General features: G+C 37.9%; 21 protein-coding genes and 2 pseudogenes. 5 read left to right on the top strand and 18 right to left on the bottom strand.

The window, feature by feature from the left end; all coding sequences use genetic code 11:
• Nucleotides 1-112: 112 nt before the first annotated feature.
• Nucleotides 113-832, bottom strand: coding sequence for an RNA polymerase sigma factor (locus IC621_RS12950; protein WP_191158728.1), 720 nt, complete (start codon nucleotides 830-832; stop codon nucleotides 113-115).
• Between the two features lie 306 nt (nucleotides 833-1,138).
• Complete coding sequence (locus IC621_RS12945) at nucleotides 1,139-1,759, bottom strand: SGNH/GDSL hydrolase family protein (RefSeq protein ID WP_191158727.1); 621 nt, start codon at nucleotides 1,757-1,759, stop codon at nucleotides 1,139-1,141.
• 129 nt (nucleotides 1,760-1,888) lie between these two features.
• Between IC621_RS12945 and IC621_RS12940 the strand changes: the two genes are divergently transcribed.
• Nucleotides 1,889-2,518, top strand: coding sequence for a LysE family translocator (locus IC621_RS12940; RefSeq protein ID WP_191158726.1), 630 nt, complete (start codon nucleotides 1,889-1,891; stop codon nucleotides 2,516-2,518).
• Nucleotides 2,519-2,729: 211 nt separating this feature from the next.
• On the opposite strand, the gene IC621_RS12935 is transcribed toward IC621_RS12940, so the two are convergent.
• Nucleotides 2,730-3,953 (bottom strand): MFS transporter, encoded by a 1,224-nt coding sequence (locus IC621_RS12935; RefSeq protein WP_191158725.1) that lies wholly within the window; start codon nucleotides 3,951-3,953, stop codon nucleotides 2,730-2,732.
• 254 nt (nucleotides 3,954-4,207) lie between these two features.
• Between IC621_RS12935 and IC621_RS12930 the strand changes: the two genes are divergently transcribed.
• Entirely contained in the window at nucleotides 4,208-5,173 is a 966-nt protein-coding gene (locus IC621_RS12930) for a ring-cleaving dioxygenase (RefSeq protein WP_191158724.1), read from the top strand.
• 118 nt (nucleotides 5,174-5,291) lie between these two features.
• Nucleotides 5,292-6,221 carry a manganese-dependent inorganic pyrophosphatase gene (locus IC621_RS12925; RefSeq protein ID WP_191158723.1) on the top strand — a complete coding sequence of 310 codons (930 nt, stop codon included), beginning with the start codon at nucleotides 5,292-5,294 and terminating at the stop codon, nucleotides 6,219-6,221.
• Between the two features lie 186 nt (nucleotides 6,222-6,407).
• Here IC621_RS12925 and IC621_RS12920 read toward each other — a convergent pair whose 3' ends face one another.
• The 3 genes from IC621_RS12920 to IC621_RS12910 form a co-directional block, all read right to left on the bottom strand.
• Nucleotides 6,408-7,517 (bottom strand): GerAB/ArcD/ProY family transporter, encoded by a 1,110-nt coding sequence (locus IC621_RS12920; protein WP_191158722.1) that lies wholly within the window; start codon nucleotides 7,515-7,517, stop codon nucleotides 6,408-6,410.
• Nucleotides 7,518-7,946: 429 nt separating this feature from the next.
• Nucleotides 7,947-8,552, bottom strand: a complete 606-nt coding sequence (locus IC621_RS12915) for a hypothetical protein (RefSeq protein ID WP_191158721.1) — start codon at nucleotides 8,550-8,552, stop codon at nucleotides 7,947-7,949.
• A complete protein-coding gene (locus IC621_RS12910; RefSeq protein ID WP_191158720.1) occupies nucleotides 8,521-9,183 on the bottom strand; it encodes a cobalamin B12-binding domain-containing protein in 663 nt (220 codons plus the stop codon). The genes IC621_RS12915 and IC621_RS12910 overlap by 32 nt, the downstream gene beginning before the upstream one ends.
• Nucleotides 9,184-9,576: 393 nt before the next feature.
• Here IC621_RS12910 and IC621_RS12905 point away from each other — a divergent pair, with 393 nt between their 5' ends.
• Nucleotides 9,577-10,830, top strand: coding sequence for a YeeE/YedE family protein (locus IC621_RS12905; RefSeq protein ID WP_224752505.1), 1,254 nt, complete (start codon nucleotides 9,577-9,579; stop codon nucleotides 10,828-10,830).
• Nucleotides 10,831-10,960: 130 nt separating this feature from the next.
• On the opposite strand, the gene IC621_RS12900 is transcribed toward IC621_RS12905, so the two are convergent.
• From IC621_RS12900 to IC621_RS12880, 6 genes and pseudogenes are all read right to left on the bottom strand, one after another.
• A complete protein-coding gene (locus IC621_RS12900) occupies nucleotides 10,961-11,227 on the bottom strand; it encodes a hypothetical protein (RefSeq protein WP_191158719.1) in 267 nt (88 codons plus the stop codon).
• A gap of 230 nt (nucleotides 11,228-11,457) precedes the next feature.
• Nucleotides 11,458-11,580, bottom strand: a pseudogene (locus tag IC621_RS26500) (aldo/keto reductase); the annotation flags it as partial.
• 44 nt (nucleotides 11,581-11,624) lie between these two features.
• Entirely contained in the window at nucleotides 11,625-12,821 is a 1,197-nt protein-coding gene (locus IC621_RS12895; RefSeq protein ID WP_224752504.1) for an MFS transporter, read from the bottom strand.
• Between the two features lie 322 nt (nucleotides 12,822-13,143).
• The gene (fba, locus tag IC621_RS12890) at nucleotides 13,144-13,998 is read right to left on the bottom strand and encodes a class II fructose-1,6-bisphosphate aldolase (protein WP_191158717.1); all 855 of its coding nucleotides are present in this window, start codon (nucleotides 13,996-13,998) and stop codon (nucleotides 13,144-13,146) included.
• 39 nt (nucleotides 13,999-14,037) lie between these two features.
• Complete coding sequence (gene iolI, locus IC621_RS12885; protein ID WP_191158716.1) at nucleotides 14,038-14,883, bottom strand: 2-keto-myo-inositol isomerase; 846 nt, start codon at nucleotides 14,881-14,883, stop codon at nucleotides 14,038-14,040.
• A gap of 24 nt (nucleotides 14,884-14,907) precedes the next feature.
• Complete coding sequence (locus IC621_RS12880; RefSeq protein WP_191158715.1) at nucleotides 14,908-15,093, bottom strand: hypothetical protein; 186 nt, start codon at nucleotides 15,091-15,093, stop codon at nucleotides 14,908-14,910.
• A 37-nt stretch (nucleotides 15,094-15,130) separates the two neighbouring features.
• Between IC621_RS12880 and IC621_RS27185 the strand changes: the two are divergent.
• Nucleotides 15,131-15,271 (top strand): annotated as a pseudogene (locus IC621_RS27185) (ISNCY family transposase); the annotation flags it as partial.
• A 68-nt stretch (nucleotides 15,272-15,339) separates the two neighbouring features.
• Here IC621_RS27185 and IC621_RS12875 read toward each other — a convergent pair.
• The 6 genes from IC621_RS12875 to iolC all read right to left on the bottom strand — a co-directional run bounded on the left by IC621_RS12875 (nucleotide 15,340) and on the right by iolC (nucleotide 22,716).
• Nucleotides 15,340-16,203, bottom strand: a complete 864-nt coding sequence (locus IC621_RS12875; protein WP_191158714.1) for a sugar phosphate isomerase/epimerase family protein — start codon at nucleotides 16,201-16,203, stop codon at nucleotides 15,340-15,342.
• Nucleotides 16,204-16,336: 133 nt separating this feature from the next.
• Entirely contained in the window at nucleotides 16,337-17,377 is a 1,041-nt protein-coding gene (locus IC621_RS12870; RefSeq protein WP_191158713.1) for a Gfo/Idh/MocA family protein, read from the bottom strand.
• Nucleotides 17,378-17,425: 48 nt separating this feature from the next.
• Complete coding sequence (locus tag IC621_RS12865) at nucleotides 17,426-18,853, bottom strand: sugar porter family MFS transporter (RefSeq protein WP_191158712.1); 1,428 nt, start codon at nucleotides 18,851-18,853, stop codon at nucleotides 17,426-17,428.
• A gap of 26 nt (nucleotides 18,854-18,879) precedes the next feature.
• Complete coding sequence (gene iolE, locus IC621_RS12860) at nucleotides 18,880-19,773, bottom strand: myo-inosose-2 dehydratase (protein WP_191158711.1); 894 nt, start codon at nucleotides 19,771-19,773, stop codon at nucleotides 18,880-18,882.
• A 22-nt stretch (nucleotides 19,774-19,795) separates the two neighbouring features.
• Nucleotides 19,796-21,712, bottom strand: a complete 1,917-nt coding sequence (gene iolD, locus IC621_RS12855) for a 3D-(3,5/4)-trihydroxycyclohexane-1,2-dione acylhydrolase (decyclizing) (protein WP_191158739.1) — start codon at nucleotides 21,710-21,712, stop codon at nucleotides 19,796-19,798.
• The gene (gene iolC / locus IC621_RS12850) at nucleotides 21,706-22,716 is read right to left on the bottom strand and encodes a 5-dehydro-2-deoxygluconokinase (protein ID WP_191158710.1); all 1,011 of its coding nucleotides are present in this window, start codon (nucleotides 22,714-22,716) and stop codon (nucleotides 21,706-21,708) included. Before iolC ends, iolD begins: the two co-directional genes overlap by 7 nt.
• Between the last annotated feature and the right edge of the window lie 20 nt (nucleotides 22,717-22,736).

Below are 22,736 nucleotides of genomic sequence, written 5' to 3'. Positions count from 1 at the left end.
GAATTTAAAAAAGATGACCCCTGTTCAATACAGAGATCATCTTCTTAAAGCTGCCTAGGCTTTTTTTAAATGTCCTTTACAAAGGGTACATTTTAAAGTCTCCAGTAGTTTTTTAGGCAGCACATTTCATAAAGCTATGCAGTTTTGAATAAGGTTGGAATTCCTTTTTAGGCATTTTCGATTTGCTGTATATCATAACAGGTGATTGATAAATTTGCTGTTTATAGATTGAAATCAAAATGAATGGATTTTGTTTTTTTATTGACTCAAAGCACTGTTTGTAAAAATGGTCATTTTCTGTTTTATTCCATCGGTTTAATCTGCCGTTTTCCTCATCGAAAAACTCTTTTCTAACTTGTGTTCTTGCCCTGTGCAGCAAGGTTTTAACTGCACCTTCCTGAATAGAAAGAATTTCAGCAATTTCATTATTTTTATAACCAAAATAATCCTTTAACAGGAAGGCGGTCAGCTGCTTTACGGTTAAACGGGTAAATAGTCTTTCAAATAATGGTTCTAGTTCATCCTCTATTCCTATTTGATCACTATTTTTTTCTGGTATTTCCTGCAAGCTTTCCCGACTATTCTTTTTCAAAGTATCAAGCCAGTGATAATAGGCTGTTTTACATAAAAAAGTGAGATTGATTTGCTTGATAACCTTCTTCTCAGTTTTATCGAAAATTTTTATCATTGTTTCCTGTAACAGGTCTTCTGCATCCCATTTATTTTTTGTCAGCCACAAACAATAACGATTTAAATCAGGATAAAAAGTCAGTAGTGTTTCAGAAAGACTTTTTTCAACAATTTCCACCTGTTTACCAAGCTTGGCATTCATTTTTAACACCCCTTAAGAGAGCTCTCTGCTTTATAAACGATTGAGGACTTAAAAAAGATACGGCTTCGATTATTTTTTTATCCCATTTTCTTAACGTGCAGTAAAACCCTATTATGGCTAATGATTCAGGTGAAACAAGAAGATAGCTAAGGGGGATAAACTGCCCGCAGAAGTCCGGGAAAAGGAACACAGACTAAAAACAGACTAAAAGCGCCACATCCATTGCAAAGTCTGTGTGACCCACATTCTGTGGGCCCCGGGCTTAACCATCAGCAGGGGATGAAGAAATCCCTGCTGATGGAAGTTTCATTTTATTGTATCCAACCAAGTCTTTGCCATTAACATATTTCCTATTGTATTCATATGGACTCCATCTGTTGTGAGAGAATATTCAGAGTTGCTTTTTAAATAGTTAATGAAAGCAGTGTGTGTTGGAACAAGTAGTGTTTCAAATTCTTTGGAAAGCTTATGTACAATTTCAACATATCGAATAAGCAGCTGGTTTCCTTTTGAATCAGGATTTTCCTCAATAATGGTTGGTTCCATTAAAATAAGTTGTGCATTTGTTCTTTCCTTCACTTTAATAAGGGTATCACGGTACACCTCTTCAAATTGATCAGGGAATACAGGTTCTATCCCAGTTGTTTTCAGTTGCTTCCAGACATCATTAATTCCAATTGAAACAGAAATCAAGTCAGCATCCTGCTGAAGAACATCTTGCTCCCATCTTTGAGCAAGATCAATGACTCGATCGCCGCCTATCCCTTTGTTAATAATAGTCGGAATTTCATTTGGCTGATTACATATAAAAGTATCTCTTATTAAACGAACATATCCAAAACCTATTTTTTCACTATCTGCATTTCTGTCTGAATCTGTAATGCTGTCGCCAATGAATAAAACCCGGCTGTTTTTCGTAATGTTCATTTCAACTTCCCCCTATGAATACTGTCAAAATAATCATATAATAATTTGTAATTCTCTACAATTTTTGAAAGAGGAAATGAAATTAAGACTCCTTCACTCAAAAGATGAAACGGAAAGGAATGGGGATTTATGGAACAGCTCTATCTTTTTATATTTATGTCGATTTGCTTAATTATTCTGCCTGGTCCTGATACAGCGATCGCCACAAAGAATGTTCTTACTGCAGGAAAAATGGGCGGTTTGAAGACGGTTATTGGGACCTGTTGTGCTATTTGTATCCACACATTAGCAGCCGTTGTTGGTCTTTCTGCTATTATCGTAAAATCCGCTTTTTTATTTTCCATCATTAAATATGTAGGTGCAATTTATCTAGTTTACCTTGGCTGCAGGGCACTTTGGTCAATTAAGGGGAAGGAACCAGAACCAGCCTCTGAAATTTCTGAAAATCAGAACGGGACGAATGTTTCTTACTTCAGACAAGGGTTTTTAACAAATTTACTTAATCCAAAAGTTGCTGTCTTTTTCCTTACGTTTTTACCTCAATTCGTTAACCAGCAAAGTGATCCTTTCGGGCCTTTTCTATTAATGGGACTAATTTATACAGTTTTAACAGCATTATGGTTTTTTCTTTACTTATTTCTTATCCATCAAATTAGTGCCTTTATGAAAAAATCATCCACTCAAAAGATGATTCAAGGAATCACTGGATTTGTTTTAATTGGTTTTGGAATTAAACTGGCTATGGAGAGGCACCGTTAGAGCTTGTTTCAATTTTGTTCAAATATCTTTGAAAGCTGGAACGAAAAGCTCAGGGGTGCTAGTCCTTCAGCGGAGCACAAGTCTTTCTTCACAGAAAATCGCATCTTCCATTCTTTGAAGATCGGCTTGTGATCACAGGCGGGCTAGGTGCTGGATGATGGTAACATTTTTTTCGCGTTAATACTTAAATTAACATTTAAAGGGCTGAACATCAGCCCTCTTCTCCTTTTTTCATATCACCCAACACAAATTTATGCTGGTTCTTCACAACAATGATACAAACGACCGCAAGCAAGAAAGCGGAAAGTAAAAACGCACTTCTTACACCGGCATACTCGGCAAGTATCCCCATCAACAGCGAGCTTACTCCAAAAATGCCTGTTTCAATTGCTCCAAAAGCAGAATATACTTTCGGTAAAGTCTCTTTAGACACAGAAAGTTGAATAATGGTGTTCTGCGGGATATTTTTAAATTGTCCAAATAAACCCATGCTTGCTGACAAGCCTAGAATGAGAAGCGGAATATTTGTTAGGCTAAAAAGAAATGTAGCTGCAAAACTCCCGATTGAACCTAAAACAATGAACAACCGTACATGCTTTTCTACAAATGTACTGTTTCTGACACAAAAGATGCTTCCTGCTATTAACCCTGCAAAAAATGAACCATTTAAATATCCCCACCATTGTTCAGATTGCTGCAGGACTTCCTCAACATACACGTATAAAATCGCAGCAATCCAGACTGAGCTGGCAAGGGTATCAAAAATATCAATCCATGTCATCGCTTTTAATACCAGCATTCTGCTTAATGTTTTCCATCCCTCGCTAATTTGATGCCAATTCATGCTGTTAGTGGTTGGAACTTGCTCAACCTGTGAAAGCCGTGCTAATAAATAACTTGATATGCTAAATAAACCAAAGACAATCCAGACTAATTTCTCCTCACCAATACTGATCAACAGTAAACTGCCGGCAAACCACATTCCCATTTGAACCGTCTGGGTGACAGCTTCTATTACTCCGTTTGCCTGCAATAGATCTTCTTTTTTCACGTAATAAGGAAGAATCGAATATCGAATTGGATTTGCACAGCCATCCAGAAGAGCGATGACTGATATAATAGGAAAAATAATGAACACCGTCTGCTCATTCAGCAAGCTAATCAAGAAAAAGGCGAGAATGGCTAACATCATTGTTTTCCCTATTTGACTACCCACTAACAAACACTTTAAATCCATTCTTCCGATCAGCATTGGTGTGAGAAGGCTTGAAATAAACATAGATGTAGTAATCGTAAATGGGACTATAGATGACATAGCTGCTGAGCCAGTATGCTTATATATACTACTGATCACACTGACAATATATAAAATATCACCAATGTTGGCGAGTGTTTGACCGCTAAGCAAAAGGTTAACGTTTTTATTAAATTTCAAAGAAATCCCCCATTGTAAATTCTTTTGATTAAATAGAATTTAAATGTGGAATTTAAATTGGACGAATGTTCATTATTGATTAGCTCCTTTTACTGTAAATCACAAAAGAATGGGGGATCTCTTGTAATTCGTAAATTTGTTTATATATATTCCAGAAGTTAGTAACTCTTTCCTTCTTTTAAAAAATATGATACAATTATCTCGAATTAAAAATAAATGAATTGAAGATATTTCCCTAAAAGGAGGAAATGCTAATGGAATTATTAGGTCTTCATCATGTATCCATATTAACAGGTAAAGCTGAAAATAATTACCATTTTTATACAAAAGTTCTTGGTATGCGGTTAATAAAGAAAACAGTCAATCAAGATAATACCCAGTCTTATCACCTTTTCTACGGCGATGCAAAAGGAAATCCAGGTACTGAGCTAACTTTCTTTGATATACCAGGACTTGGCCAGACATATCGTGGAGTTTCAAGCATATCTGCCACCTCATTAAGAGTCAAAACAACGGAATCTCTTATTTTTTGGAAAAACAGATTTGAACAATTAGAAATCGTGCATGAGGAAATGACCAAGCGTGCCGGCCGTGACACATTAGCTTTTCAAGATAAAGAAGGAACTCATCTCATTTTAGTTGCAGATAACGGGGAAAAAGGGATTGCTCCAGGTATACCTTGGGAACCAACAGATATCCCAGCAGAACATGCTATTGTTGGATTGGGCCCTGCACACTTAACTGTTGCTGATTCTGGACCGACCGTTCAAGTATTAACAAATTTAATGGGCTTCCGTCATGTTGGTTCATATCCATCCTTATCAGGTGACTTTCCTGATATACAAGTTTATGCAACAGGTCAAGGCGGAGCAGGTGCAGAAGTTCATATTGAAATCCGTCCAGATTTGCTGAAGGAACGAATTGGACGAGGCGGTGTGCATCATGTCGCTTTCCGTGTGCCAAATGAAGAGGAATACAACAACTGGGCTGACCGTCTAAAGGAATACAGAGTGCCGAATTCCGGTAAGGTTGACCGGTTCTACTTCAAAGCTCTTTACTTTAGAGAGCCAAACGGAATCTTGTTTGAACTATCTACCGATACACCAGGATTTACCTCTGACGAACCAGTTGAAAGCTTAGGAGAAAACCTTTCACTTCCTCCATTTTTAGAACCGCAAAGAAGAGAAATTGAACAAAATCTTCGTCCCCTTGAAATATAAGTCGGCAAGTCGGTACCATGTACTTAAAGTACCTGGTACCGTATCGAAAAGATTCATGTTAAAATGATCATTAGGAATTTATATTATTAAATCAAACTATTGATCAAGGAGTAGAGTCATGGAAAAAATACTTGTATTCGGACATAAGAACCCTGATACTGATACGATTTGTTCTGCCATTGCCTATGCAGAATTAAAAACCAAATTAGGATTGGAAGCAGAGCCGGTTCGTTTAGGCCAAATTAATGGTGAAACTCAGTTTGCGCTTGATTCCTTTAATGTAGAGGCACCGCGATTAGTAGAAAATGTCTCAAACGAAGTAAATTCAGTTATTCTTGTTGATCACAACGAACGTCAACAGAGTGTAACTGATATTGACAAGGTTCAAATACTGGAAGTTATTGACCACCACCGAATTGCCAACTTTGAAACGAGTGATCCATTATACTACCGAGCAGAGCCTGTTGGCTGTACTGCTACCATTTTAAATAAATTGTACAAAGAAAATAGCGTTGAAATCCGTAAAGAAATTGCCGGACTTATGTTATCTGCGATTATATCCGACTCCCTTTTATTCAAATCTCCAACTTGCACGGAACAGGATGTAGCAGCTGCCCGCGAATTAGCAGGTATTGCTGGAGTTGATGCAGAGACTTACGGATTAGAGATGCTAAAAGCTGGGGCAGATTTAAGTGATAAATCCATTCAAGAATTAATCTCTCTTGATTCAAAAGAATTCCAAATGGGTGATTATAAAGTAGAAATCGCTCAAGTGAATACTGTAGATACACAAGATGTGCTTGTACGTCAAAACGACTTAGAGACAGCCATTTCTCAAACTGTTAAGGAAAAAGGACTGGACCTTTTCGTTTTCGTGGTTACAGACATCCTAATAAACGATTCTGTGGCACTTGCTATTGGAAAAGAAGCATCTGCTGTTGAGAAGGCTTATAATGTTTCCCTCGTCAACAACACAGCTGTTCTTAAAGGCGTTGTCTCTCGTAAAAAACAAATTGTTCCTGTTATAACGGAAGCATTGACTAAATAATAGGAAAAGTGAGGTTTTCTTCATCCCTCACTTCTGATATTTGAAAAAAGATCACCGTTTACTAATATACGGTGATCTTTTTTCAAAGGGAATCTCTCTTGTTGATTCCCTTTTATGTCATTTTTTATTTTGAGGATGTCTTTCGGGGGCTGTTAATTACAGTACTTTTCAATATAAGAGCGAACTTCAGACAGAAGAGTTTTCAAGATTAAACTTTTTACGAATAAATGCTATGAAGAGCAATAAAACCGGAAAAATAATTTGCGTAAGCATATGGAAATACATATTAAGAAATTTCCTACCAACTTCTAAAAAATGTTCAACATCACTTGATGCATGCAAGATGGCTAATGGAATGATAATGGTTCCGATTGAGATCAGAATAGAACGATGATCCTTTACATTAAAAATTTGAGCAATACCTACAGCAGCACCATATGTCCAACCCCCGACTTTAAAAAACACCCCTGCAACCATTAATAAAATAATTAATGCATCAAATCGTTCAAGAAAATCTGCAATAGAAACTTGCCTTGTAGCTGAAAGAAGAGGGAAGTTTACTTTCGAGTATATTTCCGGACCTAATACACTCATAATCATAATTGTATTAACTATTAATAAAATACCACCTAACATAATTACGGCCATACCTATCTTTCTGGCATGTTGTTTATTATTTAGAAAGGGAAAAAACATTAAAATGATAATTGTTTCACCAAATGTAACAATCGTATGAGGAAAAGCCTCTTTTACTATTGGTTTTACACCATTACCTCCTACAGGAGTAAGATTATTCATATTGAATTGTTCAACACTTAATAAAAGAACCCAAACCAGAACAATTGCAAACATATAAACTGGAAAGACAACTTCCCCCATACGGCCAAATGCCTCAACACCACCTCTTAAACAATAAATAACCAACACCATAAAACTCCCGATAACGACAACAATAGGGGTTTTAGTTAAAATCGTTCCGATAATCAATTCCCCAAAATTCCGGCAAGCAGATGAGCAGAGAAATACAAAATAAAAGATATAAATTAAATTTATAGGAAATCCGAGATATTTGCCGATGATTTTCGGGATCATCTGGATTAATGTGTCACCAGGATAATATGCCGATAATTTAGTATAAACAAACATTAAAACAAGGCCACATAGCATACCTACAACAATTGATAACCAGGCGTCTCGATTTGCACCTACTCCCAGTGCAAAAATCACCGTATTACCAACCTCGAAACCAACAATCACATAAAAAAGTTGGAGTGAACTAATTTTTTTTTGTTCCATTATGATCTCCTTAGAATAAAAAAGCTTTCGATTATTCAAAATCAAAAAAAATAACTTTTAACCATCATTTCCATGTTAGGATATTTTATCCATTTTGCAATAAGGTTTCTGAGTAATTACCATACAAGGTTTAAACCATTTCTTATTAAAGGGGATACCACCATTGACGGTTCCTTATAACTATAAAAAAAGCGAATCCTTTGTATATAAGGGTTCGCTTTTACTATCTATGTTTAATTTATTTATAAACGCCCTATTCAGTTAATGTTCAACTGAATAGGGCGCAAGTATTTGTTAGTTAATATCAACTTTCGCACCTAGAAAAACATGACGCGTTTAACTAGCTGTAGTGTTCACAGTCATGGAAATAGGCATATTGGTCATATATTATATGTTTTTTCCTCTTTATTTTTTATGGCTTTTTATAATTTAGGTCTTGATAACATCGAATCCTCTAAATATAAGGTCATTTAGATGATCTATTTCATCAAGAGCTGCTTTTACATCATTCTTTTTTTCTGGATCAGTTAAATCTTGGTTTACCTTTTCAATCAAATTTTTAACACGATTAAGCGAGTCTTGTAGTTCATGAATGGCCAGCGTCTGACTTTCGGTATCTTCTCTTAATTTATCTTCTAATTGTGCATTTTTTTCTCGCAAATTCTCGTTGTCTTCATGTAGTTCTGCTTCTATCTTATTTAAAGCCTCTTGAACAGCAAAGATCCCTGAATTCTTATTCACACAAAAAATATGAATATAATTCTTTCCTTCATACTGAACATAAACATCATAGATCGCCGAAGGAACGTTCATACTTCTCAAATTCAATTCAATTTTTGAAATAGAAGGGGTCTGCAGAATAAATTTAACAGCCTTCTTCTTACTACCTGCCCCCACAACATCTAGAAAATTATTCACTTTTGGGAATTCAGTTAAAGTAGTTTTAGAAGCTGAAATAATCCTTAATTTTCGGTCAGTCAAAAAATATGGAAATGGTATATTTTTATATTTCCCTGTTTGTAAGTGCAATTCCATTCGTCTCAGTCCCTGTCTGATTGATCCACTCAATGGCTTGTTTTAAGTTACGAATAATGATAACACCAGGTGCAGTATATCTTTCAAGCTCATAATTATTTGCAAGATTTCCACCTACTAAAATCTTTGGAGAATGAAGCTTTATCAATTCTTCCGAATACTTTTTTAATTTATGAAGATGATATACATTGCTGATAGAAAGCCAGATAAGATGAGGCCTCCATTCCAATGAGTACCCAACAATATAGTCAATTGTCATGTCAACTTCCAGCACTCTTGAGCTCCAGCCGCCTTCTTTAAACATATTTGATAGGATATAAGTCCCAATATCTTGCTTCTCACCAAGGCACAAAAACATTGCCTTATTAGAAGCAATATGAACATTATGTATATATTTAAGAGAATAGTTGTTAAGTATACTTTTGCAAATATAAGAAGCGATTTGTTCTTCTGCAGCAGTAATTTGATTTTCTTCCCACATCTCACTCACGAATTCCATGGTTTCCGTTAAAAGCTGATAGATTTCATGACTTGATTTACGTTCATTTTCTTTAATTTCCATTATATTCTTCCAAGATTCAGTAAGATTTCCGCTTAAAAAGAGTTCTGTTAATTTCTTTTTTGGTTCCATATTTTTCACCAACTTACTCTTTTTAGTATTGAAATCCTTCAACTAAATCGTATCATAAGCAGCTAAATGATTGCAAAAAACCTAGTGACTTTCACTATTTGATGTGAAAAATTGAGAAAAAAAATTCAAACGGTTACTAACGGGTTCTCACTTAGAAAGTACAAAACAGTAAAATTCAAATTAAATTAAAGATATTTTTAAAACAGTTATCATATTGCTAAATTATTTTCCTGCGTTCGGATTAGTAGCCTCAACATGAAAGACTAATAGCTTAACGAGGGCTCGTTTTTCTGTTGCAGAGAATAGGCTTATTTGTTTACTTTTTCTTTATTCCGTTATAAGATAGTGATTAAAATAATCCTACTATTTTCATAGGAATTGAGGTGTTTAGATTTGGCACAAACTGATACTGCTTTGACAAGCTGGGATAAAAAATCAACAACAGTCGTGGCAAACTTAAACCCGATTCAAAAACCTTTTGTTTCTGTTGGGGTTTTAAGTGCCATTATACTCTTTATATCGATAGTAGTATTCACAAATTGGACCCAAGGTCTTTTGTTTATCATAGGATTGGCTTTAGGGATCACCCTCTTGCATGCTCGTTTTGGGTTTACGTCTGCTTTCCGAAGATTGATGTCAGTCGGAAATGTGCAAGGACTTCAAGCTCATATGGTTATGCTTGCGGTCGCGACAACTTTATTTGCCATTATTCTTAGTACAGGATTCAGCTTTACAGGAACACCCCCTGCAGGCTATGTATCACCGGTTGGAGTCAGCGTTATATTTGGTTCCTTTCTATTTGGAATAGGGATGCAGCTCGGCGGAGGGTGTGCTTCTGGAACCCTTTATAACGTTGGAGGAGGCACTTCCTCAATGGTATTGACTCTGCTTGGATTTATTGCGGGCGCTGTTATTGGGGCTTATCATTTTACATTCTGGATGGAAGACACGCCATCACTTCCTCCCATCTCTATTGCTGAATCGACTGGTTTAGGCTACTTTGGGGGATGGATAGTGCAAATGATTCTTTTTGGACTTATTTACTATGTGACGGTTCAAATTGCGAAAAAGAAAAATCCTCCAATGATGAAGCCTCTTCCAACCACAAGCGGGTGGAAGAAAATCATCCGAGGCTCATGGCCGTTATTCGCAGCAGCTATTATATTGGCTTTGTTGAACGCTCTTACTCTAGCAGTAAGAGGAACACCTTGGGGAATTACGTCTGCATTTGCGTTATGGGGCGGAAAAGCATTAATGGCTTTTGGAATCGATGTTTCCCAATGGGGCTATTTCAGCGGAGAACAAGGAGCAGCACTAGGTCAAAGTGTTTTAGCAGACTCTACAAGCGTTATGAACTTTGGAATTATCTTAGGTGCCTTTATTTCTGCGGCAGCTGCCGGAACATTTAAGCCGAAAAAAATTAAACCAGGAGTTGCAGCGGCTTCCATAATTGGCGGTGTTATGATGGGGTATGGAGCAAGACTTGCTTTTGGATGTAACATCGGAGCCTACTTTGGCGGAATTGCCTCATTTAGCCTGCACGGTTGGGTATGGATGGTCATGGCGATGCTGGGAACATTTTTAGCCTTGTTTATCAGACCATTGTTCGGCCTTAAAAACCCAAAATCAACTGATTCAATTTGTTAGAAACTTATGACCACGAAGAAAGGTGCCTGGCACCATACTTCATGGTCATTTTTTTGAATTGCACGCTTCATGAATATGTGTTCTGTTTGCTGAGATTACGTATTTTTATACAGACCACGAAGCTCATTTATTATTCTTCAAATTCCTCAGGCTCATTTAAAACTGTAATGGTCTTATTCACAGCATTTATTTTATAGTTCAAATTCCAAGCAGCCTTTTGAAAATGAACGAGATCGCTGTTTTCAAGATGCAGCTTCATCAGCAAATCATCCTCTTGATCCAGAACAGTGTAGTTTTCCTTACTTCTATAAAGTTCATATTCTTTGTGTAAAATGATGGTCCACCCATGATCAAGTGAGTATTCTTTATAATCTTTAGCAAATCTCTTAAGATCCACAGCCATCCCCTCCTTTTATCTATCACTTTCCTGTCAAAGATTAGCAAACTATCGCTTATCTATTATACTTTATTTAAGGAAATATTAGGAGTGATCTGTATCATGTTTGCAAAAATACTAGCGAAACAACTAAAATCTAGTTCTTGTTCTTAATTACAGAAACATTCATCTGAATATATGATAGAACAAGAGGGTGAAAACAAATTCCACCCTCTTGTTTTTATTTGTTGTTACCTAAAAATATGATCAATTTCTTTAATCTCTTCATTTGTTAAATGAACATCTAACGTTTTCAAGTTACTTAGTATTTGTTCTGCTCTTTTTGCTCCTGGAATAATTACGTCAATTGAGTTGGAAAAATAAAGAGATGAAGTTTTATTTTTTTAAAAATCCAATCTTAACTGCCACTGCTCATTCTAAAAATTTTATAAGGTAATTCTTTTCTATGCCAAACAAAAATTAAAAACGCAGCGACTACACCTAGTATCCCTGTAAAATAAAATCCTGCTTGGACCCCCATGTATGAATTTAAGATACCTGCAAAAAACGGTCCAGCAAACATACCAATTGCATAAAGCGCCTGATATACCCCCATTGCTGTGGCTCTTTTTTGGTGAGGGATAGATTCAATCGCCATTCCCAATAATAGTGGAAAAAGAAGCCCCAATGAAAATCCATTCAATCCCTGTATGATACAGAACCAGCCTTTTGTCTCAATAAATGGGGTAAAAAGCGTAAAAATGGAAGATAAGCAAAATGCCATTGTTAAAGATAACCACTTACCGAATATTGGAACAATTAATTTCCCACAAAATAAAGTAGCGACCGCATGAGGGATCATAAATGAAAATACAATAAAGCTAATATCACTGGACTCGAACCCCATAGTCAATGCATAAGTCGGGATGAACCCAAACATAGTAGTAAAAATCATACTGTGAGCCAAAATAGACAGTAAAGAAATTTTTAGCAGTGAATGCTCTCTCATTACAGAGGTCAAATCTTTCAATTTTATAGGCTCTCTATGAATCCCATCTTTAGGTTCAAAAATAAATAGAGAAAGAACTGCACCTATTGAACTGATCATCCCGCCAATCCAAAATGGAGCATGCCATCCCCATACATCTACAATATATCCACTTACACTCATACCTAAAAGTTGTGCAAAAACAACTACAAATGAAATGCTGCCCATAGCACGATGAATTTCCTGATTAGTAAAATAACTAGTGTATAATACTGTAAAAGCAACCCAAGTTGATGCAGCAAGTCCAGCTAAGGAGCGAGATAAAAGTACCCAGCCTAAACTGTCAGTTAAGGCAAATCCTAAACAACTAAACGCACTTATTATCATTCCAAATATGATAAACGGCTTTCTTAATTTTAATAGATCAGAAAAGATCCCAAGAGGAAGCCGAAATAGAAACTGCATAAGACCATAGCTGCTTAGGCACAAACCAATAAAGGTATATTTACCTCCGATTGACTCAATATAAGGAGACAAAATGGGAACATAGATAAAATGCGAAAACCAAAAGATAAAGGAAACAGCTAAAAAAATAGATTTGTCTCTAGCAGCATGAAAGGTATTCAAAGGATCACTTCCCATCGGTCCCAAATATTAATAAAAATTACTTGTTATAAAATCTGGTTTTCTCGATCAACCATAGATTATTTTAGAACGAAAAGTCTAGTGCGCCCGCTTCTCACCGACACTCACACGTCTCCAGGTGACCCCGGCATGAAGGTTGTTTTTTAACCTTCTCTTTGCCTGGTTGGCTTGTGACCTGAGGAGGCTAGGCGCTGGAGCTGGACAACTTCGCCCCTCTTTAACACGTTAATACTTTAATTAACTTAACCTTTCAAATCTCATAAAAAAGAGGGCCCCAAAGTTCCTTTTGGGGCACCCTCTTCCCTTATGCTTTGTGACTTGTTTTAAATTCCTTCATTTTGCTTTTGACCGTGGCAATGATTGCGTTTTTACTTGGTGTGATAATCGCCCGAGGCTCATATACTTTCTCGTCTGCTGCTAAAACTTCACGAATAGCTTGCGCCCAAGCCTGTATGCATTCTGTATTGACATTAATTTTGGCATGTCCAAGTTCTATTGCCTTTTGGATTTGATAATCTGGTATCCCTGAACCTCCGTGAAGGACAAGCGGTACATCCGTCAATTCGGAAATTTGCTTCATCTCTTCAAAGCCAAGTTTTGGTTCACCCTGATAGGGTCCATGAACCGAACCTAGGGCGGCTGCCAAAGCATCTACTTCCGCTTCTTTCACAATCCGCAAACATTCATTGGGATCGGCATATTGAACTCCGCCCACAAGTCCATCTTCCATCCCTCCGACTGTTCCAACTTCAGCTTCTACTGAAACTTGTCTTGGATGAGCATATTCTACAACTTGTTTGGTCATGGCGATGTTCTCGTCAATTGGAAAATGGGAGCCGTCGATCATGACCGATGTAAATCCGGCATCAACTGCCTTTTTGCATCGTTCTACGCTCATTCCATGATCCAAATGCAGCACAACCGGAACAGTTATCGACATTTCTTCTATAAGTCCTTTAACCATAGCAGCAATTGTTTTAAAGCCCCCCAAGTAATCGACAAGCCTGTCAGAAGCCGCCAATATGACAGGTGCGCGTTCCTCTTGAGCAGCCTGCAGGAAAGCTTGTGCAGATTCAAGGTTATTGATATTGTATTGACCGACAGCGTAATTTCCTTCTTTCGCTTTAAGCAACATGTCTTTCATAGATACTAAAGTCAATCACATCGCACCTCCATTTCGTAAATATTGATCTTCCATTTATACTGTCAGTAAATCGTAATATTTTGAAATCACTTTCACTGTTGTTTCTTTTGCTGTCTTGATCGTTTCTTCAGCATCCATTTTATAGTACTCCGGCCGGAATAATTCAACCGAGACGACCTCTTTGAACCCGATTTCCTTCAAAGTCGATAAAATGCTGTCCAAGTCAATAGCACCATGTCCAGGCCATACCCGATCTTCATCCGTCAAGATGCCGATCGGAAAATCTTCCGTATCATCGATATGCAAGATAAAGATTTTTGACCCATCAGCCTTTTTCAGGTCTTCTAAATCAGATCCCATTGCATGGAAGTGGAAACAATCAAGCACTAATCCAACATTTTCACGGTTTACGGTTTCAACAATATCGTATGCTTGTCCGAATGTATTAACTGTGCATTGTGGATGTCCAACAAACTCGACTGCAATTTTCACTCCATAAGGCTCGGCGATATCTGACAGCTCTTTTAGGACCTCTACACAACTGGATTTGATATCCTTTTTCAATATTTTTTGTTCCGTTACGAGCGGCACTGCCACAACATATTTTATTCCTAATTTCTTTGCAGTTTCCATCATCTCTTTGAACTCATTGATGATTTCCTTGGTTCCTGCTTCGTCACGGTTATTGAAAAAAACTAGAGCGTTTAATGCAAGCGGCTTAATATGGTGTGTATTGAAAAATTCAACCAGTTCTTCAATGGACTTCTCCTTTAAATATTCAGGCAATTTGTCCATTGTGCGAATTTCAATATAGTCGTAGCCGTGTTTGTCGCAATACTCCAGATCTTTAGCTAGATTGGAGTTTTCCAGTGTTGTAGCCTGATTAAAACAAAGTTTCATAGTAAACCCTCACTATTTTTATTATTAAAAGACTGTTTCGCTTTTACCTCTCTTTTTTTGTGGCGGCAGGCGGCAGCCTGCCACACCATGATTTATTCTAAACCTAGTCCTTTTTTTTACTTCTTGCAGGATATATCTGCTTGATTCATCTGCTCGATCTTCTTCCCCGAACACTGCCACAGTAGCGACCCGCGTCAAATTCGATCTCACGCAATTTTACCCAAAGCGCATCTTTCCTCTTTTCTAGCGTACATCGCTTGGAAAGTGGTTCATGAGACAACGCTCAGGAATTGAATGTACGTTTCATATCCTGAAAGATAAAGGATTAGAACAACCTGGGCTGTTTGGAATTAACCGTTATTTGCTGCATGTTCAGCTTAGATTCTTATACAAAATTTGGAATAGCTATTTTAGTATTGCCATACAATCAACCATACTAAAAGTTAGATCCTCATATTATATATTTAATCCTTCTTTAATGGATTTCAGCGTAACTTCGTTGGACCATTCTGGTTTATCAGGATACGCGAATACTGAATTTGTTACAATTCCATCAAATTTCATTTCTCTTAATTTCCGGTATAATGCTTCAAAGTTTATTTCCCCTTCACCAGGGTTCAAATGCTGGTGAATGGTTACTTTTGCATCAGGAGGATTAACAATATATCGTAATCCAAATGCTGCTTTATGATTAAGAGTATCGGCAATTAGAACATGTGCAAGTAAATCTCCCGCTTCTTCCAAGTGTTTCTCTACATCGCCAACACCATCATCATAAAAGAAAGCATGTGGAACAGAATAGACTAGCTTAATCCAATCTTTATCTAGTGCACGAATCATTCGAATGGCTTCTATATTCAACTCAATAAAATCGTTAGGATGAGATTGTAAATTAAGGTTAATCCCTTCTTTTTCAAAATGCGGCATTAGCTCTTCCATTGATTTAACAAAAGCAGCTTCACTTGCAACCGGACGGCTTTTGTCGCCGGCAAATTCGCTGTTCATTAAATCTACACCTAATTCAGAAGTGATTTCAATACAACGTTTCCAATTTCTCACTGCAGCTTGACGTTCTTCTTCAATTGGTGAAGACCATTGTTGAACAGGAAGGACAGAAGAGATTTTAACGCCGGCATCTAAACAATATCTTTTTAAATCTTTTATCAGCTGCTTATCAACCTTTGGATATTCATAAAACCAAATAAAATCTTTACGCGGTGAGAACTCTACATATTCATACCCTAATCTAGCAACTGCCTCGATCGTATCTTTTAAATTTGTATTATCACGATAATGCGACGGATCATATGCTAAACGCAATTTACAATTCCCCTTTCTTTAACGGTTTGGATTTAACCGTTATCAGCTGCATGTTCAGCTTAGTATTCTTATACAAAATTCGGAATATTTATTTTAGTTTTACAATCCAATCAAGGTTGTTAATTCATACTTCTCAGACTGTTTTAGAGATTTCTTTTTCATTTTTATAAAAGGCTGGCTTTTCCCCTAATGTGACAGATTCTTTATTTCCTGTTTGCTGAGCTTTCAAACAAGCATCAGATGTTACAGCTACAATATAGCCATCCCATGAAGTCGGTCCATTAGGCTCACCCGTTGTTTTGATCGAGTCCATGAAATCTTGTAGTTCTTTGTCATAAGCATCCATAAAACGCTGCTTCCAATCAGTCAATATGCTTGCACCAAGTGTCGCGTTTTTACGAGTAATGACACTGGGAACCTCCGGAAGATTTGCTACACCCTCTTCTCCTATAACCTCACATTGTATGTCATACCCGTATTGGCAGTTTACAAATACTTCTACATGAATGGTAATTCCGCTGTTTGTTTCCATCATAATAATTTGCGGATCCTGCAAATGGTCTAAAGCATGCTTTGTTCTCTTCGGAAAAACGACTTGTACAGATTTATAGTCATCACCAACGAGCCAGTGCAAAACATCTATTTCATGAACCAGCGTATCAGATATAGCCATTTCCGTTGTATAGTTTGCATCTACTTTCGCATTTCTGTGTGCACAGCGGATCATTAATGGCTCGCCAATGGTATGGGTGTCAATCGCTTCCTTTAACTGGACGTAACCGCTGTCATACCGGCGCATAAAGCCAACCTGAACTAATCGCTTGCCATGTTTCATTTCTGCCTCAACAATTTTCATGCACCCTTCTGCTGTTGTTGCTAAAGGTTTTTCACAGAATACATACTTTCCAGCCTCAATTGCAGCCAGAACACTTTGTTCATGCGCAGGACCCCAGCTTGTAACGAGTACAGCATCGACGTTTTCAGCAGCTACAAGTGATTTATCATCTGGATAGACGACAGCATTTAATCCAAATTGTTCAACAACCTGTTCAGCCGCTAACTGATTGACATCAGTTACAGCAACGATTTCTCCCCCGCATAAACTGCTTGTAATTCTTTTAATATGTTCTTTCCCAATTGCACCAGTACCTACTACTCCAAATTTTAGAGTCATGTTCATAATCCTCCTGTATGATTTATTTGCCGCTTTACGATCCTTTCTTTATTTGACCGGAACGTCAGCTTTATTTAAAATTTCTTCGTCAGCTTGAACTTTATATGTTCGGAAGTAATGTTCAAGCTGCTCTAGCGTACGTCCTTTAGTTTCTGGCAAGAATTTCACAACAAATGCAATAGCTAAAAGATTCAGAGCTACGAATGTAAAGAATGTCATCGTTAAACCTAGATAACTGAGTGCCATAGGAAAAACTAAACCAATGAGAAAGTTTACGATCCAGAGACAAAATACACTGACACCCATACCAAAACCTCTAAGCCTGAGCGGGAATATTTCTGAAAGCATCAGCCATGTTACTGGTGCAATAGCCCCCTGCATGAAAGCAAGAAACGTGACGGTCAGGGTAAGCACAACATATGGAAGCGCTGCAGAACCTTCAAGAGTAAGAGAGAATATTGCAATAAGAAGAAGCGCCATTGTTACTCCTATCTGACCTGTCAACAGCATTTTCCTGCGGCCCACTTTTCCAAGAAGCCAAATACCGACGAACGTGGCTGCTACCGAGATAGCACCATTTGCAATGTTTCCGATAAGGGCTGCTTCCGTTTGAAAACCAGCATCTTTAAGGATTTCGGACCCATAATACATAATCGAGTTAACACCTGTAACTTGCTGTACGAAGGCAATTCCAATTCCAAGAAATAGAATGCGGCGCACCCATGGCACAGTAAAATCCTTTATAGTTGCTTTCTTAATCTCCGACTCTTTTGCTAAAGCGGTCTGAATTTCAAGGAATTCCGATTTCGCCTGTTTCTCCTCGCGAATCAGCTTTAAAACACGCTTGGCATCCTCATTTTTCCCCTTTGATACAAGCCAGCGCGGGCTCTCAGGTACTTTCAGCATACCAAAGAACAAGAAGATCGCTGGAAGAGATGCGATGGCCAGCATATATCGCCAAACATGGGAGTTGTCTCCCATGGTGTTGCCAAGGATCGCATTGAATACGAAGGCTAATAACTGTCCTGAGACGATCATCAATTCGTTCTGAGTTACCATTCGGCCCCTTCTCTCTGCAGGTGACATTTCCGCCAAAAAGGTCGGAACTGTAACTGATGCACCTCCTACAGCAAGCCCTAGCAAGAAACGAAAGATAATCATAACAGTAATGTTGGGAGCAAGCGTACATCCAAGAGTTGCAATAAAGAACAATACTGCTAGATAAAGGATGTTTCTGCGTCGTCCATAATAATCTGATAGCCGGCCGCCTAACACTGCTCCGAGTGCAGCCCCAAAAAGGAGTGAACTCGCTACCAGGCCTTGCGTGAATGAGTTTAGATTGAGTTGATCAGCTTCTGACATATATGGCAAGGCACCGTTGATCACACCGGTGTCGTATCCGAAGAGCAGACCCCCGAAAGTAGAGACTAAAATAATGGTACGCAAAAATGCGTATTGGTTTCCCTGTTGATTCATGTCAATTTCCCCCTTCAATCTTCTATTTAAGACTGAATAAGTAATTTTTCATCTATATATTTTCGTGTCATTAAAGCATATTCCAGTGGATGAGCCACAGATGGGTCCTGTTCAGCCTCTATTACAATCCATCCCGTGTAATTGTGATCTAAAAGCACCTTATACGGTTTTGTAAAATCAATGCACCCATCTCCTGGGACTGTAAACATACCGCTTAAGAAGGATTGAAGGAAGGACCTGCCTTCTTTTTTGCATTCATCAAGCACCTTTCTTCTGGCATCTTTAAAATGGACATGTTTAATGCGGTCAATGTGCTTGTTTAAAAGGGTCATATAATCACCATCGGAAACATAGATGTGACCAGTGTCATAAAGTAAATGCACAAACTTTGGGTCAGTGCCCTCCATTAACCGGTCAATTTCAGCTATTGTTTGGACACCTGTCCCCATATGATGATGATAGACCAATTTCAACCCAAATTGCTCAGCCATTTTCCCCAATTCATTTAAGCCCTTACATAATTTTTCCCATTCAGCATCCGTGAAGAAAGGTTTTTTGGTAAAAACATTTTTCTCTAACCCCTGCACACTGTAAGTTTGCTCCGATACGACTGCCACATCTGCATGGACATCCTGTAAATATTGGCAATGTTTGTGGAATTCGTGAGCTGCTTCCTCAATGCCATCACGAATAATAAAACTGCTAAACCACTTACCTGCTATTTTTAAGTTTCGAAGATTAAGTTCTTTATTTAACACTTTCGGTTCCGGAAAAAAACCGCCCACCTCAGTCCCTTGAAAACCTGCCACAACAATATCGCTTAAAAGGTGCTGTAATGTATTTTCTGCCCCGATTTCCGGGATATCATCATTCCGCCAGCCGATTGGAGCAATCCCCCATAAGATACCTTGATTTTCCATCATGTATCCCCTTCTCTTAATTTTAATATTGTTTTGCATTCTTTAATTTCTGTTGTTTGAATTCATATGACTTTTGAACACCTTCTCGTTCTGACACTTCAGGTACTCCAAGATTCCACCAGCTGCCTTCATAGCCATCTGACATCGTTTTTGGAAGGACCTTCATTTCAATTAAAGTTGATTTATCTTGTTTCATTGCATCTTCTAAGGCTGCTTTTAATTCTTCTACAGTATTTGCACGATATGCTTTAGCCCCATATCCTTCTGCGATTTTTGCATAATCTATATTTAAAATTTGATTGTCATCTGTTCTAAATTCACAATAGTAGCTGCCATTTCCGAAATCCATCTGTAAATTATTAATGCAGCCATATCCAGAATTATCGAAAAGAAGCACATTGATCTTTTTATTGTATTGAATCGCTGTAATCAATTCAGAGTGCAGCATTAGGAAACTGCCGTCTCCAACAATTGTGTATGCTTCTTTTGATGGATCTGCTAATTTCATCCCTAATGTCCCTGACACTTCATAGCCCATACACGAATAACCGTATTCAAGATGGTACGTGTTTGGCACATTTGAATGCCATAGACGCTGCAGATCTCCTGGAAGTGACCCGGCTGAACAAATAATCATACTATCCGGATCGATCGTGTCATTAATGGCAATCAAAGCTGTCGTTTGGGCAAGTTCCGTATTTAATACATCCGCATATTCGTTTAATACATCCTGTGAAAAATGATTTTTAATCTCAGGATCGAAATTCTCTCTGTTAAATGTCACTTTACCTAAACGGTCACGCTCGGCTAACCATTCTTCTTTTAGCTCAGTGATCACTTCACCAAACTCACTCATGTACCCTTCAAGCATTGGAATTAATGCCTCAAAGGTTGTTCTAGCATCTGCCGCAACTGGAAACGCATCCAATTTATATGCCTGCATGCGGCTAACATTGATATTTAAGAATTTTGTTGTTTCAAAGTCAAAAATCGTTTTTGAGGAAGTCGCGAAATCGGTGAATCTCGTACCAACACCAATAATTAGATCCGATTGACGCGCTGCTTTATTTGCTGCTAATGTTCCAGTGATTCCCAGTCCTCCTAAATTGTTTTTGAACGAGGATTCAACCGTTGATTTACCAGCTTGAGTTTCTACTAATGGAATATTGTATCTTTCTGAAAATTCCATTAAAACCTCGCGCGATTCTGAATATTTCGCCCCGCCGCCCACTACAATTAATGGTTTTTGACTAGCTTTAATTAATTCAGCTGCGCCGATTAATTCACGCTCTGTTGGTATTTTACGATCAATATAATGGACACGTTTTTCGAAGAACTTCACATCATAATCGAATGCTTCCCCTTCAACATCTTGTGAAATACAAATTGTCGCAGGGCCAGCCTTTGCTGGATCTGTCATGACTTCAAATGCCCGAATTAAACTAGACATTAATTGCTCAGGGCGAGTAATACGGTCCCAATATCTCGACACTGGCTGAAGTGCATCATTTGTTGTAATCGCAATGCTGTGTTCTTGCTCCATTTGTTGTAAAACAGGATCAGGTTGGCGTGTCGCATACGTATCAGCCGGCAACAATAAGACAGGAATGTTATTTGCCAGTGCTGTACCTGCTGCAGTGACCAAATTGGCTGAACCTGGTCCGCTTGAACTCGTAACTGCATAGATTTTTTTACGCAGCATTTGTTTACTATAAGCAATGGCTGCATGTGCCATTCCTTGTTCGTTTTTCCCTTGAATGACCTTTAAATGTCCTGAATCTCGTTCAAGCGCCTCACCGATTCCTAATACATTTCCATGTCCAAAGATATTGAAAATCCCTTCGACAAAAGGAAATTCTTCGCCGTCAATATGAACATATTGCTGATTCAAAAACTTGATTAATGCTTGTGCTGTTGTTAACCTAACTGTTTTCATAATCGATTCACCTCAGGTGAAGAAGAAATGGTTTCATTTTTAGCAATTAATTGCTCGATTTCTTCTATTGTCGGCATCGCTTCTGAAGAACTATGTTTACTTACTACAATTGAAGCTGAGGCACTCCCGTATTTTAATGCGGTTTCAACATCTTTCCCTCTGATTAAAGCGTATAAGAAAGCTGAAGCATACGAATCACCTGCACCAAAGGTTTTTAATACTTTGGTTCGATAGGCTTGGCCTTTATAAGTTTCACCTGATTTCATATAAGCATATGAACCATCTACTCCATGTTTAATGACAATCAGTTCAGGTGAATAATCAAACAAATGACTGATCGTCATTTCGTTATTTCCTTCTTCGATATTTTCCATCACATCGAATTCATCACGGGTACCAATTACAACATCTGCCTGCTGTGCTACCAATGAATAATAAACAGCTGTTTCATCAGAAGAATCCCATGAATATGGACGATAATCCAATTCAAAAATAACCTTTACTTCATTTTTCTTAGCCAGGTTGACTGCTTTAAGCACGGCCTCACGGGATGGACTTTTTGACAAGGCTGTTCCTGAAACAAGCAGGATTTTTGATTTTTTTATATAATCCTCATGAACCTCGGACGATGCCAGATAAAGATCAGCTACTTCCTCCCGGTACATTAAAATACTGCACTCTTCAGGACTCTTAATTTCTGTAAAGGTTAACCCTGTTTTATGCCCGTCTTTATCGACTACAAGATTTGATGTATCTATTCCAACACTTTTCATATACTGCTCGATAAAGCGTCCATGCTGGTCATCAGAAATTTTACCAATAAACCCTGTTTTTAGGCCTAATTTCGAGCTGCCAATGACGATATTTGCAGGCGAACCTCCAACATATTTTGTAAATGTCATGGTTTCTTCCATTGGACGGTTATACTCTTTTGCATTTAAATCGATGCATGCACGGCCAATCGCAATAATGTCAAATTCTTTTTCAGTATTAAATTCATATTTCATCCCAGTAACAGCTCCTCTGC

The organism is Metabacillus arenae (assembly GCF_014773385.1).
Classification (GTDB): Bacteria; Bacillota; Bacilli; order Bacillales; family Bacillaceae; genus Metabacillus_D; species Metabacillus_D arenae.
Note: the sequence above shows the minus strand (reverse complement) of the source record. Positions and strands in the feature narration are given on the sequence as shown.

Bases quoted from the DNA above. Each gene is read 5' to 3' on its own strand.
- IC621_RS12950 (WP_191158728.1), bottom strand. From the start codon at position 832: ATGAATGCCAAGCTTGGTAAACAGGTGGAAATTGTTGAAAAAAGTCTT.
- IC621_RS12945 (WP_191158727.1), bottom strand. From the start codon at position 1,759: ATGAACATTACGAAAAACAGCCGGGTTTTATTCATTGGCGACAGCATT.
- IC621_RS12940 (WP_191158726.1), top strand. From the start codon at position 1,889: ATGGAACAGCTCTATCTTTTTATATTTATGTCGATTTGCTTAATTATT.
- IC621_RS12930 (WP_191158724.1), top strand. From the start codon at position 4,208: ATGGAATTATTAGGTCTTCATCATGTATCCATATTAACAGGTAAAGCT.
- IC621_RS12925 (WP_191158723.1), top strand. From the start codon at position 5,292: ATGGAAAAAATACTTGTATTCGGACATAAGAACCCTGATACTGATACG.
- IC621_RS12920 (WP_191158722.1), bottom strand. From the start codon at position 7,517: ATGGAACAAAAAAAAATTAGTTCACTCCAACTTTTTTATGTGATTGTT.
- IC621_RS12915 (WP_191158721.1), bottom strand. From the start codon at position 8,552: ATGGAATTGCACTTACAAACAGGGAAATATAAAAATATACCATTTCCA.
- IC621_RS12910 (WP_191158720.1), bottom strand. From the start codon at position 9,183: ATGGAACCAAAAAAGAAATTAACAGAACTCTTTTTAAGCGGAAATCTT.
- iolI (WP_191158716.1), bottom strand. From the start codon at position 14,883: ATGAAACTTTGTTTTAATCAGGCTACAACACTGGAAAACTCCAATCTA.
- IC621_RS12870 (WP_191158713.1), bottom strand. From the start codon at position 17,377: ATGACTCTAAAATTTGGAGTAGTAGGTACTGGTGCAATTGGGAAAGAA.
- IC621_RS12865 (WP_191158712.1), bottom strand. From the start codon at position 18,853: ATGAATCAACAGGGAAACCAATACGCATTTTTGCGTACCATTATTTTA.
- iolE (WP_191158711.1), bottom strand. From the start codon at position 19,773: ATGGAAAATCAAGGTATCTTATGGGGGATTGCTCCAATCGGCTGGCGG.
- iolC (WP_191158710.1), bottom strand. From the start codon at position 22,716: ATGAAATATGAATTTAATACTGAAAAAGAATTTGACATTATTGCGATT.